Annotated in this window: 17 protein-coding genes; 10 read left to right on the forward strand and 7 right to left on the reverse strand. The window is 60.1% G+C overall.

Annotated features, from left to right (window positions below; genetic code table 11):
- Nucleotides 1–114: 114 nt before the first annotated feature.
- The 3 genes from CDA09_RS10350 to CDA09_RS10360 all read left to right on the forward strand — a co-directional run bounded on the left by CDA09_RS10350 (nt 115) and on the right by CDA09_RS10360 (nt 3,503).
- Complete coding sequence (locus tag CDA09_RS10350) at nt 115–312, forward strand: hypothetical protein (protein WP_174718432.1); 198 nt, start codon at nt 115–117, stop codon at nt 310–312.
- A gap of 61 nt (nt 313–373) precedes the next feature.
- Entirely contained in the window at nt 374–2,053 is a 1,680-nt protein-coding gene (locus CDA09_RS10355; RefSeq protein WP_121428548.1) for a sigma-54-dependent Fis family transcriptional regulator, read from the forward strand.
- Nucleotides 2,054–2,315: 262 nt separating this feature from the next.
- Nucleotides 2,316–3,503 (forward strand): ATP-binding protein, encoded by a 1,188-nt coding sequence (locus CDA09_RS10360; RefSeq protein WP_121428549.1) that lies wholly within the window; start codon nt 2,316–2,318, stop codon nt 3,501–3,503.
- Nucleotides 3,504–3,527: 24 nt separating this feature from the next.
- On the opposite strand, the gene CDA09_RS23630 is transcribed toward CDA09_RS10360, so the two are convergent.
- Nucleotides 3,528–3,758, reverse strand: a complete 231-nt coding sequence (locus tag CDA09_RS23630; protein ID WP_286164508.1) for a hypothetical protein — start codon at nt 3,756–3,758, stop codon at nt 3,528–3,530.
- Between CDA09_RS23630 and CDA09_RS23635 the strand changes: the two genes are divergently transcribed.
- Nucleotides 3,717–3,833 (forward strand): helix-turn-helix domain-containing protein, encoded by a 117-nt coding sequence (locus CDA09_RS23635; RefSeq protein WP_286164458.1) that lies wholly within the window; start codon nt 3,717–3,719, stop codon nt 3,831–3,833. The genes CDA09_RS23630 and CDA09_RS23635 overlap by 42 nt on opposite strands.
- Before the next feature lie 195 nt (nt 3,834–4,028).
- On the opposite strand, the gene CDA09_RS10370 is transcribed toward CDA09_RS23635, so the two are convergent.
- The 4 genes from CDA09_RS10370 to CDA09_RS10380 all read right to left on the reverse strand — a co-directional run bounded on the left by CDA09_RS10370 (nt 4,029) and on the right by CDA09_RS10380 (nt 6,445).
- On the reverse strand, nt 4,029–4,685 hold the full coding sequence (locus CDA09_RS10370; protein ID WP_121428550.1) for a DUF4145 domain-containing protein: 657 nt from the start codon (nt 4,683–4,685) through the stop codon (nt 4,029–4,031).
- Nucleotides 4,686–4,773: 88 nt separating this feature from the next.
- Nucleotides 4,774–5,100 carry a hypothetical protein gene (locus CDA09_RS10375; RefSeq protein ID WP_121428551.1) on the reverse strand — a complete coding sequence of 109 codons (327 nt, stop codon included), beginning with the start codon at nt 5,098–5,100 and terminating at the stop codon, nt 4,774–4,776.
- A complete protein-coding gene (locus tag CDA09_RS23165) occupies nt 5,097–5,366 on the reverse strand; it encodes a hypothetical protein (protein ID WP_128106558.1) in 270 nt (89 codons plus the stop codon). The genes CDA09_RS10375 and CDA09_RS23165 overlap by 4 nt, the downstream gene beginning before the upstream one ends.
- 158 nt (nt 5,367–5,524) lie before the next feature.
- Nucleotides 5,525–6,445: a DUF2971 domain-containing protein gene (locus CDA09_RS10380; RefSeq protein ID WP_217351303.1), complete on the reverse strand. Its 921-nt coding sequence runs from the start codon at nt 6,443–6,445 to the stop codon at nt 5,525–5,527.
- A gap of 109 nt (nt 6,446–6,554) precedes the next feature.
- On the opposite strand from CDA09_RS10380, the gene CDA09_RS10385 reads away from it, so the two are divergent.
- Entirely contained in the window at nt 6,555–7,577 is a 1,023-nt protein-coding gene (locus tag CDA09_RS10385) for an IS110 family RNA-guided transposase (protein ID WP_121428552.1), read from the forward strand.
- A 387-nt stretch (nt 7,578–7,964) separates the two neighbouring features.
- Here CDA09_RS10385 and CDA09_RS23170 read toward each other — a convergent pair whose 3' ends face one another.
- Together CDA09_RS23170 and CDA09_RS10390 are read right to left on the reverse strand one after the other, a co-directional pair.
- Nucleotides 7,965–8,762, reverse strand: a complete 798-nt coding sequence (locus tag CDA09_RS23170; protein WP_128106559.1) for a hypothetical protein — start codon at nt 8,760–8,762, stop codon at nt 7,965–7,967.
- A 386-nt stretch (nt 8,763–9,148) separates the two neighbouring features.
- Nucleotides 9,149–11,344, reverse strand: coding sequence for an OsmC domain/YcaO domain-containing protein (locus tag CDA09_RS10390; RefSeq protein WP_121428553.1), 2,196 nt, complete (start codon nt 11,342–11,344; stop codon nt 9,149–9,151).
- A 416-nt stretch (nt 11,345–11,760) separates the two neighbouring features.
- Here CDA09_RS10390 and CDA09_RS10395 point away from each other — a divergent pair, with 416 nt between their 5' ends.
- From CDA09_RS10395 to CDA09_RS10415, 5 genes are all read left to right on the forward strand, one after another.
- Nucleotides 11,761–12,693 carry a catechol 2,3-dioxygenase gene (locus tag CDA09_RS10395; protein WP_121428554.1) on the forward strand — a complete coding sequence of 311 codons (933 nt, stop codon included), beginning with the start codon at nt 11,761–11,763 and terminating at the stop codon, nt 12,691–12,693.
- Between the two features lie 12 nt (nt 12,694–12,705).
- On the forward strand, nt 12,706–12,972 hold the full coding sequence (locus CDA09_RS10400; protein ID WP_121428555.1) for a phenol hydroxylase subunit: 267 nt from the start codon (nt 12,706–12,708) through the stop codon (nt 12,970–12,972).
- A gap of 290 nt (nt 12,973–13,262) precedes the next feature.
- The gene (locus CDA09_RS10405) at nt 13,263–14,255 is read left to right on the forward strand and encodes an aromatic/alkene monooxygenase hydroxylase subunit beta (RefSeq protein ID WP_121428556.1); all 993 of its coding nucleotides are present in this window, start codon (nt 13,263–13,265) and stop codon (nt 14,253–14,255) included.
- Nucleotides 14,256–14,266: 11 nt separating this feature from the next.
- A complete protein-coding gene (locus tag CDA09_RS10410; RefSeq protein WP_121428557.1) occupies nt 14,267–14,536 on the forward strand; it encodes an MmoB/DmpM family protein in 270 nt (89 codons plus the stop codon).
- Nucleotides 14,537–14,572: 36 nt separating this feature from the next.
- Entirely contained in the window at nt 14,573–16,090 is a 1,518-nt protein-coding gene (locus CDA09_RS10415; RefSeq protein ID WP_121428558.1) for an aromatic/alkene/methane monooxygenase hydroxylase/oxygenase subunit alpha, read from the forward strand.
- The last annotated feature ends 28 nt before the right edge of the window (nt 16,091–16,118 follow it).

Here is a 16,118-nt window from a genome sequence, read left to right on the forward strand (position 1 = left end):
AATGGTATTGGACGGTAATTCCCGCCCCCGATAACTTCCTGCCTACACAAGAACCATCAAGGTCATCGTTCAAGGAGGAAGACATGGGGATCAAGAAGACCGCGCAATGCGGCGTTGCAGTGGCAGCACCTGAACACCGAGGAGGAGCAGATCCTGCCAGCCGCGCGCAAACACCTCACCGACGAGGACTGGCGCGCGATCGAACATGCCTTCCGTGCCAACGGCGACTTCCGCGTGGGGGGCGAATACGACGAAAGTCTCAGGAAACTCTTCGTAAAACTGATGAACATGACCGCTTCGAGCGATAATTAGACGTCAGTTATTACAAGTAGGGCGCCGCACGAACGGCGCCCCGGCGAGGAGAGACCCCCGGATGCACGAGAAGCTGATCGAGCAGTTCAACCTGCGCTCGCGGCTGCGGTTCAACATCGACAGCGGCCACATCTGGCTCGGCGAGAACCGCATGCTGATGTTCCACGCGCAGGCCTTCGGCGCGCTGCGCAAGGAACTCTTCGATTCGCTCGGTGCGAAACGGGCGAAGGGGGTGTTGCTGCGCATGGGCTTCGCCTCCGGCCGTCACGACGCCGAACTCGCCGGCAAACTCTCGAACCAGCTCAAGGCCTACGACGCCTTCCAGATCGGCCCCGAGCTGCACGCCTTCGAAGGGCTCGTCAAACCCACCATCCTCGACGCCAAGATCGACTGGGAGCGAGGCACCTTCTTCGGCGAGGTGTTGTGGGAGAACTCCTGGGAGGCCGAATCCCACGTCCAGCACTTCGGCGTCGGCGAAGACGTCGCGTGCTGGAGCCTCGTCGGCTACGCATCCGGCTATTCGAGCTACTTCCTCAAGCGCTTCATCGTCTTCCGCGAAGTCGAATGCACCGGCAAGGGCGACCCGCGCTGCCTCATCGTCGGCAAGCCCGCCGAGGACTGGAAGTTCGACGACGACTACCTCGACTACTTCCGCCCCGACAACGTCGAATGCAAGCTGCGTCAGTTGCAGGAAGACGTGCGCCAGCTCAAGGCCACGCTGTCCGCGCAGCAGGGGCCGGGCGGCCAGCTCGTCGGCAACTCGCCGGCCTTCCGCAGCGCCTTCGACCTCGTTAACAAGGCCGCCAAGAGCCCGATCAGCGTGCTCCTGCTCGGCGAGACCGGCGCCGGCAAGGAGATGTTCGCGCGCTGGCTGCACGATCACAGCGACCGCGCCGACCAGCCCTTCGTCGCCATCAACTGCGCCGCCATCCCGCACGACCTGATCGAATCCGAACTCTTCGGCGTGCAGAAGGGCGCCTACACCGGCGCCCAGCACTCCCGCCCCGGCCGCTTCGAGCGCGCCAACGGCGGCACGCTGTTCCTCGACGAGGTGGGCGACCTCTCACCCGCCGCCCAGGTCAAGCTCCTGCGCGTGCTGCAGACCGGCGAGATCGAACGGCTCGGCGACGACCAGACGCGCAAGGTCAACGTGCGCCTCGTCGCGGCGACCAACGTCAACCTCCAGCAGGCCATCGCCGAAGGCCGCTTCCGCGCCGACCTCTATTACCGCCTCGCGACCTACCCGGTCACCATCCCGCCGCTGCGCGAGCGCAAGGCGGACATTCCGCTGCTTGCCGCCGCGCTCGTCGACAAGATCGCCCCGACGTATCACAAGAAAGTCGAAGGCATCACCGACCGCGCGATGCAGGCGCTGCTCGCCCACGACTGGCCGGGCAACGTGCGCGAACTGGAAAACCTGATCGAGCGCGGCGTGCTCCTCGCCGAGCCCGGCGGCCAGATCGAACTCGAACACCTCTTCGCATCCGGCGCTCCAGGCAACCAGCACGGCGCCGAAATCGGCCGCGAGGGTTTTGTCGCTGACATCGTCGAATCGAACCGCGGGCGCCTGTACGAAGCCTTGCTCGACGAAGGCTTCGACCTCGACGCCCACGAGCGCCGGCTTGTGGAACTCGCCGTGCGCCGCGCGAACGGAAATCTGACGCATGCGGCGCGGTTACTGGGGATTACGCGGCGGCAGCTGGCTTATCGGTTAAAGCAGGATGCCAACGCGGCGGGGTAGTTGCGGTAAGCCGCCGCACGAGGCGCAGTAACGTCGAACGGCAGATCCCCGGTTCGCTGAACTGGTGGTAGCGACCCAAAACTGTCAGTTCCGTTGAGCGCCGTAAACGTCGGCGAGGAGTGTGAGTTGCCGTCCGCACGGGGCCTCTGGGATCTTTGCCGGCCGGAGCTCAAAGACAGAGACGTGCGCGATGATTTATAGTGAACTTTAAAAAGTTATCTACTTCTTGTAACTTTGCAAATTTTTATATAACCTCTCGGGCATGGACCCTATCCGTAATCCCTTTTCCCCAGGTGCCGGCACTCCGCCGCCAGAGCTTGCCGGCCGTGATGAGCTGCGAGAGTCTCTGCGCATTGCGCTTGAGCGTGCTCGTATCGGGCGCCCCGCGAAGAGCGCTATGTTAGTCGGCCTGCGCGGTGTCGGTAAGACAGTACTTCTGGACCGCGTACGAGAAGATGCCGAAGCCGCTGGCATCCATACTGTCCGAGTCGAAGCACCTGAAGGACGGTCTCTTCCAGCTCTACTTGCGCCACAGCTGCGCCAAGCGCTCTTGCGCTTGAGCCAGATAGCGGCTGCTAAAGACTATGCAGTGCGTGGACTGCGGGCACTAGCCGGGTTCGCCAGCAAACTTAAGGTCACTTTCGGCGACATCGAGGTCGGTCTTGATTACGATCCCGAGCCTGGATTAGCAGACAACGGTGATCTCGAGCATGACCTTCAAGCTCTTTTCGAGCAGGTTGGTTTGGCGGCAAAGTCAGCAAACACGGCGTTGGCGATTTTCATCGACGAGCTGCAGTATGTCGAGGAGCCACAGTTGGCTGCGCTGATTACCGCCATGCATCGCACCGAACAGAGGCAATTGCCGGTTGTGCTGGTTGGCGCTGGCTTGCCCCAATTAAGGGGACGAATGGGCAACGCCAAGTCGTACGCGGAAAGGTTGTTTGACTTTCCTATTATCGGCCCCCTACCGCCAGCAGCGGCACGATTCGCCGTCGAGAAGCCTCTCGCCAATGAGGGAGTCGGCATTACCGACCGAGCTCTGGACCAAATACTGCGAGTCACCCAAGGCTATGCCTATTTTCTTCAGCAGTGGGGCAGTCACACTTGGCGGGCGGCGCAGGTATCACCGATTGATGTTGACGCTGTAGATGTCGCTTCTGTTACGGCCGTAGCTGCTCTGGATGAGAGTTTCTTTCGGGTACGATTCGACCGGCTTACACCCAAAGAGAAAAAATATCTTCGCGCCATGGCGGAGTTAGGGCCAGGCCCTCATCGATCAGGCGATATCGCGGCCTGCTTCAACTCGGCCGTGTCTTCGCTTGCGCCGACGCGAAGCTCCCTAATCGCCAAGGGCATGGTATGGAGTCCGAATCACGGTGACACGGCCTTCACTGTGCCAATGTTTGATGAGTTCATGAAGCGGATAATGCCGGGGAATGACTGGCGCTAGTCGGGTCGACATTCTCATACTGGGCTAGGTCGATCGCCCGGCGGCCAGATCGAGCTCGAACACCTTTTCGCATCCGGCGCGCCGGGCAACCAGCACGGCGCCGAAATCGGCCGAGAGGGCTTCGTCGCCGACATCGTCGAATCGAACCGCGGGCGCCTGTACGAAGCCTTGCTCGACGAAGGCTTCGACCTCGACGCCCACGAGCGCCGTCTGGTGAAACTCGCCGTCCGCCACGCGAACGTCAACCTGACGCATGCGGCGCGGCTGCTCGGGATTACGCGGCGGCAGCTTGCCTATCGGTTGAAGCAGGACGCGAACGCGGCGGGGTAGTTGCGGAAAGCTGCCGCATGCCGCGCAGTACCGTCGAACCGCAGGTCCCCGGTTCGTCGAGCTGGCGGTATCAACCCGAAGCGGCCCGATGACCCAAGGCAGAGCCGACATTCAACATGGAAGTTCAGACGACGGCAAAAAGCGAAGCTTTTTGACGGTCCGCTGGGACGATGGGTTGGGCGTCAATTGTATGCGCTAAAGATCTGCGACGAGAGATTCAACACCTGCAACCATTGCTGCCGCATCTTGTTCCGTATAGTGAGTCCATTCGCCATGAGCGGCCTTGTTGCCGATTTCAGCCCATGCAGTAATTTGCTTTTGCTTTGCCATGTTATAGGCGCCGGCTTTTGTTAAATCAGCATTCATCCGATCTAGTTTGCCCTCGCTCACGCCATACTTATTGGCTAAGTCTTTTAGTGTGGACTCAAGGGAAACGCGGGCAAGAATGCAGGCAGGGTCTTTATACCCCGACGCCAACAACTCTTTAGCTTGGGCTATTGCGTCGGAAAGGACCTCGGCCTTCGCTAGAGTCCGAATATGGAACAGATAGCCGCCCTCGTAGTCTTCCCGAGCGGCACGAAAAATACCATAGCTGTCATTGAAGTCTGAAAGCCAACCGCCAAAGCTCTCATAGTGCTTGGCGAGGTTCCTGTAATGGATGCTGGACTCACCAAATGTTCGATGCACAAGATTTAGAACATTAGTTGCCCACTCTTTATACATGTCAGATGGAACTTTGTGGTACGACTTACCTTCAGCTGACACGAAATCCACAACCTTTGCAGCAAGTACAGCCTCGGCTTTAGCTTCCAGTTCTTTAAAGCGGCGAATGATGATTGGGTCAAGATGCATGCGGTTAATTCTCCATGTGACTCATGACGCCCAACGTCGGCCTTTAGCGGGCGGCAAAAGCGAAGCTTTTGTCGGTTGCAAGCGCTTGTTAGCCATTAGATTCAAGCTCCAGAATCACCAAAGGAATCGCGATCCAATGTTTGAAATGGTCGTGCGCTGCCATGACTCTGACGTAGGCGCGGACAGGGATGGACATCTCTTTGAGTTCCGTCTTTTGCAGTTTCACCAGCGTCCCCAGGCCCGACAAGAAGTACTCCGGCGTTGTGATCAACGAGAGGGCCGAGGTCGGTGACTGCCGTATATGGAAATGCTCGGATTCGGCTGTTACCTCATTTTCTCCGTTCGCGCGTTGAACGGATGACTTGGCTTGATGCACGCTGAGTTCACCATTGAACCAGCCGTATTGAGAAATCATTTCTGAGGCAAACGTGCGTGGATCAAGTTCAGCTCGGCGGAGAGTGCGCCCCACGTTTGAGCCAGCATACCGAGGGTGGAGACCTTGAAGGAGCGCGTTTCCTGTGCACTCACGTCTGCAGAAAAGACAGGAATTACAGCGCCGGCTTTCTTGCCTTGGTTCTTCGTAATAGTCGTGCTTGGCGACTTGCCGGTCGTCACTTCGTAGAGATCTGCAATATAATCCCGGTCGAGATAGACGAGTGACTTGTGTAGATCGGCGCGCAATGGATGCCTCTGATGGCTAACGCAAAGGTGACCGGCACGTTGCAGCAAGGGGCCGCACGGTGCAGGATTTCAAACGGCACTGTGCGACCCCTTGTCGCAACGTGTCCGAGTCGACCGACCTGTTAGACGGCAGGCGCGCCGCGTTCACGCAAGTTCCTTCAACGAAGTGGTTCGTCTGCAAGTTTGGACCTTTCGACTGGAACTGTGATTCCGTGCGCCGACGATGCGGCTGCTACTACATCGAAGAACCAATCCTCAGCCAGCGGCGACACGACTACGCGAGCAATCAGCTCCCTCAACTGACAGGGCACCACGATGCCGGGCGTCGGCTTGATAGCTTCAATTTCGCTCTCCGAACGACCTACAGTGATTCGCCCGGAGCCGCTTACGTCCGGAACAATGTGGCCTTCCCATGTAAACACTCCATTCACCGCATCTATATCCTTGTGCGTGACGGAGGTGTCCCAATTTACAAGCCGATACTCGCGTTCATGAGCAAAGCTCTGGCGTTTGTACAACACCGGTCGGAACGCATTTCCATCGTCAATGGTGAATTCGGCGCTGCCGTAGTCTCCGTACTGCACACAACCGCCATAGACGTCGATTGGTGTCGCAGCAAGCGCCAACCGAAACTTGTCCTCGGATGAGACGATGGCGATGCCCTCGTTGGCCCGGGAGTAGAGAGACCACATTGCAGCCGATTCGTGCTCATTCTGGTGCCAGCAATTCAAGAAAAAAGAGCGGCGGTACGCGTACGCTTGCCGAATGCGCAGCTCGTGAAAGTCTAGCAATCGAGTAAATGCAAGGTCCAGGTCTGTCTCACCTCGCTTCAAGTAGTCTGGCAGCTTGGACCTAACCTCCGGTGGCAGTTCCTCAATTGACTTCCATGCTCGGTGCGCGAATCGAGCAGGAGGCAGCGTTCCTTCAAACGGGTCCGATCGCGCTAGGTACTCGAGGCTCGAAAAGTAGAGTGCCTGCTGCTGCAGCAGAGACAGGAACTTCGGCAAGCTCAGGTAGCGCCACAGGGGAGCCTCGGGCGTGGGCGCAGACCGAAATTCCGGGTGCGGAAGCAGAGGCATCTATGGATTCCTGCCGTCTAACGAATGAAATGGACTCCCCCTGCACCTGGGGCATCGGTGTGCCAGATTGGGATTGCGAAAGTCTCAATCACGGTGAGGAGGAGTCGAAATGAACGTTACCACTGTCGGTATCGACCTGGCGAAGAATGTATTCAGTGTGCATGGGGTCGGGAGGGATGGCAATGTGCTGCTCAGGCGAAGTGTCGGACGGGCCGATCTGCTGCCGATGTTCGCGCAGATGCCGCCGTGCCTGATCGGTATGGAAGCGTGTTCGGGGGCGCATCATTTCGCACGCGAGCTGCGCCGGCTCGGCCACGACGCGCGGATCATGGCCCCGCGCTTTGTCGCCCCGTACCGTAAGAGCGGGAAGAACGACGGCAACGACGCCGAGGCGATCTGCGAAGCGGTCGCGCGGCCGAACATGCGCTTCGTCGCGGTGAAATCGGTCGAGCAGCAGGCCATCTTGGCGCTGCATCGCGTGCGCAAGGAAGTGTCCGACCAGCGCACGGCGCTCATCAACCAGCTGCGCGGAATGCTGTGCGAATTCGGCATGGTGTTGCCGCGCGGCCGCTACAGTTTCCGCCACAAACTGCCGCCAGTGCTTGAAGACACCGGCAACGGCATCCCCGAGCTCGCGCGCCGCCTGTTCCGCGAGGTCAATGAACGCATTGGCGCGCTCGATGCGCAAATTCTCGCCTACGACCGCGAGATTGAAGCATTGGCCCGCCACAGCGAAGCGGCGCAGCGCCTAATGGAAATGCCCGGCGTTGGATCGATCACCGCCACCGCGATCGTCGCGAGCGTCGCCGACATGAAGGTCTTCAAGAGCGGGCGCGAATTCGCCGCCTGGCTCGGTTTGGTCCCGCGTCAATATTCGACCGGCGGCAAGGTGCGCCTGGGGCGCATCACCAAACAGGGCGACGTCTATCTACGAACGCTGCTGATCCACGGCACCCGCGCGGTGCTCGCAGCACTGGGTACCAAAAATGACCGGCTGAGCCTTTGGATCCGCTCGCTGATCGAACGGCGCGGCTACCGCAAGGCCACTGTTGCGCTGGCCGCCAAACATGCACGCATGATCTGGGCGATCCTCGCCAAGGGCGACGCGTATCGGCGCCCGGCCGCTGTGTAGTCTGCAAGGAAGAAAGAAGCGTCTCACTCCCTCACGCTGCGAGGACATTTCGTTGATGCGATGACGGTTCAAACCGACGCGGGCGACCCTGGTTAACTCCAAGGCGGCAAAGCCAGACCGGCTAACGAATGAGGGCCCCGCGCGGCGCATTGTCATCAGGGCCAGAGCGCATGTCGCTCACCAACAGGCCGCATGTAGAGCTGCAGTTTGTCCTTCACCGGATCGACGAAACCCCATGAGCGCGAGATCGGAGGAGTCGGTATTGAATGACGGCCTAGAAAAAGCCCCTTGAAAATCGGGGGAGTCCATGTAGTTCAAGCTAACCGACAGCCAAAAGCGTAGCTTTGGGCTGTCCAGCGACCGAAGGGAGCGAGGTTGAGCGCAGGGTTAGCCCTTGTTTTGCCAGAGCTCATAGGCACCACCGGAAAGCATGAAATAGGAAATTACTGCAGCGAATAGCAGAAGAACGACACCTTCGGTGCGTGCTGAGAAGAGGGTGGCTCGGGTAATAAAACGCCAGACTGAAGACAGCCCACCATTAGCTCGTTGGTTCATGAGCGCAAGATAATGAATAGACCGCAATGCAGCGGCTATCGTTGCAAAAATGCCCAGAAAGACACCGGCAATTTGAAATAGCAACCACATACGGTGCTCGTCTTTAAGTGCTTTGAAATAGAAATCGATAAATCCGTAACGGAATGCGGCCTCTCGTGCTCCTGGAATAATTGCCACTTGGGCGAGATGGGCGAGATAGAACGAAAAGCCTGCCGCAACTATTGGCGCAAAAATGTACCAAGCCCACTCGGAATTACTGTATTGGCCTCGCATGGCAGAGGCTGCCCCTGCTGAAAGAATAAAGGCGGAGCAGGAAAACAAACCGATCAGCCAGTAGCTAAGTATTTCATTAGCATATTTACTGTAGCCCCAAGTAATTCCAGCGGTAACCGCAAAGAATGCGAATAAGTAAACCCAACCATCATCATCCGAACTAGACCTTCCTCCGCTCTGCTTCACTATGATGGTCTGCTTGAAAATGACGACTGTTTGTTGCACCGTTGCTGGCGCTGCTGACGACGGAGGGCTATTCAGTCCGGCGAACAAGACCCCAAGAATCGCGCCGACAAGAGGAGAAATAATGACACTCTGAACAATCGGGTCATTAAACCAAGCGAACAGTGACTGCAAAATAGTGTCTCCTAAAAAGGGCTAACGTGTTGCATACAGCAGAGGTGATGTATACGCGCTGAAACGCCGTGTAAGCCATAATTCGAATCGCCAAGGAACATTGATTTTATGCTCCTTTTCGTGAGCGCTCGGACTTATACATCAATCATACACCGCATGATTCTGAAAGTGCGGACGGCACGGCCAGATGACCAAGGTGCGCTCGAACCGTCGCGGCGAGCAGGGCGCAACGCCTGCTATCAGGAGGCGTGTTCGACTGTCCGAACTTGGCCGGGAGGACGAGTTCAGCTTTCGTCGCCGTCACCGGCCAATCAGATCTTCCTGACTGCGCTTACGGTCCAGGTTTGTTCGACGCCTGCCATCGGCCACGCCGGATCATCACCGGATCAAGCCGCCACCTTGACCCGCGCGGTGTGCAGCTTCCTGTAGCTGTCGATCAGGCGCTGGTGCCTGTCGAGCCCTTCCAGTTTCATGCTCGTTGGCGTCAAGCCGAAGAAGCGCACGCTGCCGTCCACTGACCCCAGCACTGCGTCCATCCGCGGGTTGCCAAACATCCGGCGGAAATTGACCACGTAATCGTCCAGTTCCAGGTCGTCGTCCAGCAACACCTCCAGCACCACGTTCAAGGCCTGATAGAACAATCCGCGCTCGACCGTGTTTTCGTTGTACTGCAGGTAGGTTTCCACCAGCTCTTTCGCCGCTTCAAATTGCTGCAAGGCGAGCTGAATCAGCAGCTTCAACTCAAGAATCGTCAGCTGACCCCATTCCGTATTCTCGTCAAACTCGATGCCGATCAAGGTGATGATGTCGGTGTAGTCATCGAGCTGGCTGTCTTCCAGACGTTCGAGCAGTGCTTCCAGGCCGGCATCGTCCAAGCGGTGCAGGTTCAGGATATCGGCGCGGAACTGCAGCGCTTTGTTGGTGTTATCCCAGATCAGATCCTCGACCGGATAGATTTCCGAATAACCCGGCACCAATATGCGGCAGGCCGTGGCGCCGAGTTGGTCATACACCGCCATGTACACTTCCTTGCCCATGCCTTCGAGAATACCGAACAGGGTCGCGGCTTCGTCGGCATTGGAGTTTTCACCGTGGCCGGAGAAATCCCACTCGACAAAGTCGTAATCGGCTTTGGCGCTGAAGAAGCGCCACGACACCACGCCGCTGGAATCGATGAAGTGCTCGACGAAGTTGTTCGGCTCGGTGACGGCGTTGCTTTCAAAGGTGGGCCGGGGCAGATCGTTCAGGCCTTCAAAACTGCGCCCCTGCAGCAATTCCGTCAAGCTGCGTTCCAGCGCCACCTCCAGGCTCGGGTGCGCGCCGAACGATGCAAACACACCGCCCGTACGCGGGTTCATCAGGGTGACGCACATCACCGGGAACTCGCCGCCCAGCGAGGCATCCTTCACCAGCACCGGAAAGCCCTGTTTTTCCAGCTCCTCGATGCCGGCCAGAATGCCGGGATATTTCGCCAGCACTTCGTGCGGCACGTCGGGGAGGGCGATTTCGCCTTCGAGAATCTCGCGCTTGACCGCCCGTTCGAAAATTTCCGACAGGCATTGCACCTGCGCTTCGGCCAGCGTGTTGCCGGCACTCATGCCATTGCTGAGGAACAGGTTGTCGATCAGGTTGGTCGGGAAATACACGACCTCGCCGTCGGACTGGCGCACATAGGGCAGCGTGCAGATGCCGCGCTCCACATTGCCGGAGTTGGTGTCGTACAGATGCGAGCCACGCAGCTCGCCATCGGGGTTGTAGATCTGCAGGCAGTAGTCGTCGAGTATTTCGCGCGGCAGCGCATCCTTGCGGCCGGGCTTGAACCAGCGCTCTTCGGGGTAATGCACGAAGGGCGCGTTGGCGATGTCTTCGCCCCAGAACTGGTCGTTGTAGAAATGATTGCAATTCATCCGCTCGATGAATTCGCCCAGGGCCGAGGCCAAGGCGCTTTCCTTGGTCGCGCCCTTGCCGTTGGTGAAACACATCGGCGAGTGCGCATCGCGGATATGCAGCGACCACACGTTGGGCACCAGATTGCGCCACGACGCGATTTCGATCTTCATGCCCAGGCCGGCCAACACCCCGGACATATTGGCGATGGTCTGCTCCAGCGGCAGATCCTTGCCGGCGATATAGGTGCTCGCTTCAGACGCCGGGTTCAGCGTCAGCAAGGCCTGGGCGTCGGCATCCAGATTCTCGACTTCCTCGATCACGAACTCGGGCCCGGTTTGCACCACCTTTTTCACCGTGCAACGCTCGATGGAGCGCAGGATGCCTTGGCGGTCCTTTTCGGAGATATCCGCCGGCAACTCGACCTGGATCTTGAAAATCTGCTGGTAGCGGTTTTCGGGATCGACAATATTGTTCTGCGACAGGCGGATGTTTTCCGTGGGGATATTGCGTGTGTCGCAGTACAACTTCACAAAGTAAGCCGCACACAAGGCCGACGAAGCCAGAAAGTAATCGAACGGCCCCGGTGCCGAGCCATCGCCCTTGTAGCGGATAGGCTGGTCGGCGATTACCGTGAAGTCATCGAACTTGGCCTCAAGGCGAAGCTTGTCGAGAAAATTGACCTTGATTTCCATGCGGGAATCCTGAAATGGCGTGCAAAAAGTTGGCCGCCATTATCGCCGACCAACCCGTGGCAGTCAGCAAAGCCGATGACTCGCCCGCCGCTCCGTCGGTCATGCCCAGGGTCGATGAGTTGTGCACCGCACCGTGACACTTTTGTAAGGCGAAAACGCCCGATGGACAAAAGCGTCAGTGGGGAATTTGCCCCACTTCTCCATGTTTTTAAAAGATCAGCGTAAAAACAAGCACTTGTCGAACATGGCACGGCCGATGCATTAGCAGGCCTGAGGGCGACATAAGACAAATTGATTGATCGCCCCGAGTGACGAAACCGTCAGTCCCGGTTCGAGCGGCGTAAAGACGACCCAAGGACCCTGATGGCGGATGAGTCGCCGAGACCGTTCCACATAGAACAATGGAGACAAGAGACATGGCAATGACAGGCGTTCTTCGCCCCGGCCACGCCCAGGTGCGCGTGCTGAACCTGGAAGAGGCGGTGCAGTTCTACCGCGATGTGCTGGGCCTCGTCGAAACCGGCCGCGATGCGCAGGGCCGCGTGTATTTCAAGTGCTGGGACGAGCGCGATCACAACAGCTACGTGATCCGCGAAGCCGACCGTGCCGGCATCGACTTCTTCGCGTTCAAGGTGCTCGACAAGGCCACGCTCGACAAGCTGGACGCCGACCTGCAGGCCTACGGGCTGAAGACCGAACGCATCCCCGCTGGCGAGATGCTGGAGACCGGCGAGCGCGTGCGCTTCGAGCTGCCGTCGGGCCACATGATGGAGCTGTACGCGGAGAAGACTGCGATCGGCAACGGCTTGCCGATCGTGAATCCCGCCCCCTGGACGCGCCAGCGTGAGCATGGCATCGGGCCGGTGCGCCTCGACCACACGCTGCTGTACGGCCCGAACGTCGCCGAGGTGCAGAAGATCTTCACCGAGGTGCTGGGCTTCTACCTCGTCGAGCGCGTGTTGACGCCGGACGGCGAAAACAACGCCGCGATCTGGCTGTCGTGTTCGCACAAGGTGCATGACATCGCCTTCGCCGAGTACCCGGAGAAGGGCAAGCTGCATCACTGCTCCTTCCTGATGGAGAGCTGGGAGCAGGTGCTGCGCGCGGGCGACATCATGTCGATGAACAAGGTCCCCGTCGACATCGGCCCGACCCGCCACGGCGTGACGCGCGGCTGCACGATCTACGCGTGGGATCCGTCGGGCAACCGCTTCGAGACCTTCATGGGCGGCTACCAGCCCTATCCGGACAACACCGAGCCGCTGACCTGGACCTTCGACAACTTCGGCCAGGGCCTGGATTACCCGCAGCGCAAGCTCCACGAGACCTTCCTGACGGTCGTGAGCTGAGGGGGCAGGGCGATGAGCAGCCACGCGACCCCGGCCGGCTTCGACACGCGGCGCCGCTTCGTGCGTGTCACTGGCGAGCGTGCCAACGGTTTCGTCGAGTTCGACTTTGCGGTCGGCGAGCCGGACCTGGCGGTCGAGATGATCCTGACGCGCGAGGCCTTCGCGGAGTTCTGCGAGCGCAACGCGGTCGAGATGCTCGCGCCGCAGGCCGGACCGCGCGACGCCGCGGACGACTGGGACTGGCGCCTCGCCGACGCAACACGCACCCGCTTCAGGTAGCGCTTTGCTCCCTCCCCTTCAAGGGGAGGGCTGGGGTGGGGATGGGTTCAAGCCGCACGACGGAAACCCATCCCCCTCCTGACCTCCCCCTTGAAGGGGGAGGGACCCGGGAACGGCGGTTGTCGCTCATTTGTGGGGATGGGTTCAAGCCGCACGACGGAAACCCATCCCCCTCCTGACCTCCCCCTTGAAGGGGGAGGGACCCGGGAACGGCGGTTGTCGCTCATTTGATTGCCGCGCTGACAAATCAATAAACCACGCTCCTACGAGAGAGCGCCACGGAGACACACATGCAGATCGACCTTCGCACAGTGAGCATCCAGCCGCTGCGCCAGACTTTCGACCACCTCGCGCGCCGTTTCGGCGACAAGCCGGCGTCGCGCTACCAGGAAGGCAGCTACGACATCCAGGCCGCCGAGAACCTGCACTACAAGCCGACCTGGGATCCGGACCAGGACCTGTACGACACGAAGATCACGAAGATCGTGATGAAGGACTGGTACGCGCTGAAGGATCCGCGCCAGTTCTACTACAGCACCTACACGCTGGCCCGCGCACGCCAGCAGGATACGACCGAGGCGAATTTCGCTTTCGTCGAGTCGCGCGGACTCGCGGACATGCTGCCGCCGGCGCTGCGCGACACCGCGCTGAATGTGCTGGTGCCGCTGCGCCACGCCGCCTGGGGCGCGAACCAGAACAATACGTTGATCTGCGGCTACGGCTACGGCGCCGTGTTCACGCAGCCCTGCATCTACCACGCGATGGACAACCTCGGCATCGCCCAGTACCTGTCGCGCCTCGGCCTGCTGCTCGGTGACACCGAAGCGCTCGACGCCGGCAAGGCGGCGTGGCTGGACGACCCGGTGTGGCAAGCGTTGCGCCGCTACGTCGAGGACACGCTGGTGCTGCGCGATCCCTTCGAAGCCTTCGTCGCGCAGAACGTCGCGCTCGACGGCCTGCTGTATCCGCTGGTGTATGGCCGCATCGTCGATGACTTCCTGTCCGCGCAGGGCGCTTCGGCGGTGGCGATGCTGACGCAGTTCATGACCGACTGGTTCGACGAGACGAAGAAGTGGGTCGATGCGGTGCTGAAGGTCGCGGCGGCCGAGTCCGACGACAACCGCGCGGTGCTGCAGGACTGGATCGCCGCGTGGAGCGCGCGTGCCGCGTCCGCGCTGCTGCCGGTGGCCGAGATCGCGCTCGGCGCCAACGCCGACGCCGCGGTCGGCGAAGAGCTCGCGGGCTTCCGCACCCGCATCCAGAAAACCGGCATCACGATCTGAGAGGCCCACCGATGTCCACCGTATTCATCGCCCTGCAGGCGAACGAGGAAACCCGCCCGATCATCGAGGCGATCGAGATCGACAACCCCAATGCGGTCGTCAATCGCCAGCCGGCGATGGTGAAGATCGACGCGCCGAATCGCCTCGTGATCCGCAAGGAGACGATCGAGGAGCAGATCGGCCGCGCCTTCGACCTGCAGGAACTGCACATCAACCTGATCACGCTGGGCGGCAACGTCGACGAAGACGACGAAACGCTGACCCTGAGCTGGGCCGAATAACCGGGCCGAATACCTGGGTCAAACAAGGAGACCGTCATGGATATGAAAGCAACGAAGAAGAAGCTCGGCCTGAAAGAAAAATACCGGGTGATGACGCGCGATCTGGGCTGGGAGCCGGGCTATCGCACGAAGGACGAAATCTTCCCGTACGCGACCTACGAAGGCATCAAGGTGCACGACTGGGACAAGTGGGAAGACCCGTTCCGCCTGACGATGGACGCCTACTGGAAGTACCAGGCCGAGAAGGAGCGCAAGTTCTACGCGATCATCGACGCGCACGCGCAGAACAACGGCCACCTGAATATCACCGACGGCCGCTACCTCTCCGCGCTGAAGGTCTTCCTGCAGGCGATCAGCCCGGGCGAGTATGCCGCGCACAAGGGCTTCTCGCGCGTCGGCCGCGAGTTCCCCGGCGTCGGCACCCAGGTTGCGTGCCAGATGCAGGCGATCGACGAGATCCGCCATGCGCAGACGCAGATCCACGCGCTGTCGAACTACAACAAGTATTACAACGGCTTCCACGCCTTCGCCGATGCGCGCGACCGCATGTGGTACAACACCGTCGCCCGTTCGTTCTTTGACGACGCGATGTCGGCCGGCCCGTTCGAGTTCATGATCGCGATCGGCTTCTCGTTCGAGTACGTGCTGACGAACCTGCTGTTCGTCCCCTTCATGTCGGGCGCGGCCTACAACGGCGACATGGCGACCGTGACCTTCGGCTTCTCGGCGCAGTCCGACGAGGCGCGCCACATGACGCTGGGCCTCGAGTGCATCAAGTTCATGCTGGAGCAGGACCCGGACAACCTGCCCATCGTTCAGGGCTGGCTCGACAAGTGGTTCTGGCGCGGCTTCCGCGTGCTGGGCCTAGTCAGCACGATGATGGACTACATGCTGCCCAAGCGCGTGATGTCGTGGCGCGAGGCGTGGGAGATCTACGGCGTCGAGAACGGCGGGGCGCTGTTCAAGGATCTGGCGCGCTACGGCATCCGTCCGCCCAAGGGCTGGGACGACGCCGAGAAGGCCATCGACCACATGTCGCACCAGCTGATGCTGGGTCTGTACCAGTGGAGCTTCGGCACGTCCTTCCACTCGTGGATCCCGTCCGACGAGGATATGGCCTGGCTGTCGGCGAAGTATCCGACGACCTTCGACAAGTACTACCGCCCGCGCTGGAAACACATCCGCAAGCTCGCGGCCGAGGGAAAACAGTTCAAGAACGTCGGCCTTGCCAAGCTGTGCCAGACCTGCCAGCTGCCGGTGGTGTTCACCGAGCCGGACGACCCGACGATGTCGTGCCACCGCGAGACGAGCTACAAGGGCGAGAAGTATCACTTCTGCTCGGACGGCTGCCAGCACGTGTTCGAGAACGAGCCCGAGAAGTACATCCAGGCCTGGCTGCCGATGCCGGCGCTGTTCGCGGAACTCGAAGGCGACATCGGCAATTGGATGGACTGGGTGAGCCTGCGCGACGGACAGGACAACGGCGACTACGTGGGTTCGGTCGACCAGCGTAATTTCGAGCAGTGGCGCGGCCTGGCGACGTCGAACAGCTGAACCCCCATACAAAAGAGGATGCGCGGCG

Source organism: Azoarcus sp. DN11, from assembly GCF_003628555.1.
In the GTDB taxonomy this organism is placed as follows: Bacteria; Pseudomonadota; Gammaproteobacteria; order Burkholderiales; family Rhodocyclaceae; genus Aromatoleum.

What these genes read in the sequence shown, in the direction of transcription:
- CDA09_RS10390 (WP_121428553.1), bottom strand. Translation starts at nt 11,344, where the DNA reads ATGGAAATCAAGGTCAATTTTCTCGACAAGCTTCGCCTTGAGGCCAAG.
- CDA09_RS10405 (WP_121428556.1), top strand. Translation starts at nt 13,263, where the DNA reads ATGCAGATCGACCTTCGCACAGTGAGCATCCAGCCGCTGCGCCAGACT.
- CDA09_RS10415 (WP_121428558.1), top strand. Translation starts at nt 14,573, where the DNA reads ATGGATATGAAAGCAACGAAGAAGAAGCTCGGCCTGAAAGAAAAATAC.
- CDA09_RS10360 (WP_121428549.1), top strand. Translation starts at nt 2,316, where the DNA reads ATGGACCCTATCCGTAATCCCTTTTCCCCAGGTGCCGGCACTCCGCCG.
- CDA09_RS10380 (WP_217351303.1), bottom strand. Translation starts at nt 6,445, where the DNA reads ATGCCTCTGCTTCCGCACCCGGAATTTCGGTCTGCGCCCACGCCCGAG.
- CDA09_RS10370 (WP_121428550.1), bottom strand. Translation starts at nt 4,685, where the DNA reads ATGCATCTTGACCCAATCATCATTCGCCGCTTTAAAGAACTGGAAGCT.
- CDA09_RS23630 (WP_286164508.1), bottom strand. Translation starts at nt 3,758, where the DNA reads ATGCGTCAGGTTGACGTTCGCGTGGCGGACGGCGAGTTTCACCAGACG.
- CDA09_RS10385 (WP_121428552.1), top strand. Translation starts at nt 6,555, where the DNA reads ATGAACGTTACCACTGTCGGTATCGACCTGGCGAAGAATGTATTCAGT.
- CDA09_RS10375 (WP_121428551.1), bottom strand. Translation starts at nt 5,100, where the DNA reads ATGATTTCTCAATACGGCTGGTTCAATGGTGAACTCAGCGTGCATCAA.
- CDA09_RS10355 (WP_121428548.1), top strand. Translation starts at nt 374, where the DNA reads ATGCACGAGAAGCTGATCGAGCAGTTCAACCTGCGCTCGCGGCTGCGG.
- CDA09_RS10410 (WP_121428557.1), top strand. Translation starts at nt 14,267, where the DNA reads ATGTCCACCGTATTCATCGCCCTGCAGGCGAACGAGGAAACCCGCCCG.
- CDA09_RS10400 (WP_121428555.1), top strand. Translation starts at nt 12,706, where the DNA reads ATGAGCAGCCACGCGACCCCGGCCGGCTTCGACACGCGGCGCCGCTTC.
- CDA09_RS10395 (WP_121428554.1), top strand. Translation starts at nt 11,761, where the DNA reads ATGGCAATGACAGGCGTTCTTCGCCCCGGCCACGCCCAGGTGCGCGTG.